Source organism: Mesorhizobium sp. M7A.F.Ca.MR.148.00.0.0 (genome assembly GCF_003997735.1).
GTDB lineage: Bacteria > Pseudomonadota > Alphaproteobacteria > Rhizobiales > Rhizobiaceae > Mesorhizobium.
The window spans coordinates 1-277 of record NZ_RZTB01000545.1; the positions used below are offsets into that span (position 1 = coordinate 1).

General features: G+C 62.1%; 1 pseudogene. It reads left to right on the plus strand.

The features are described from left to right. Positions 1-277, plus strand: a pseudogene (locus tag EOB49_RS35270) (4-hydroxybenzoate 3-monooxygenase); the annotation flags it as partial.

Here is a 277-nt window from a genome sequence, read left to right on the forward strand (position 1 = left end):
TCAACCTCGCCGCCAGCGACGTGCGCTATCTCTTCGCAGGTTTGCGCGACTTCTATCGCGACAAATCCGCGGCTGGCATCGACGCCTATTCGCAAAAGGCATTGGCGCGGGTCTGGAAGGCGGTTCGCTTTTCCTGGTGGATGACGACGATGCTGCACCGCTTTCCCGACACCGGCGAATTCGGCCAGCGCATCCAGGAGGCCGAACTCGACTATCTCGTGCAGTCGCGCGCGGCATCGACCGCGCTCGCCGAGAACTATGTCGGCCTGCCTTATTG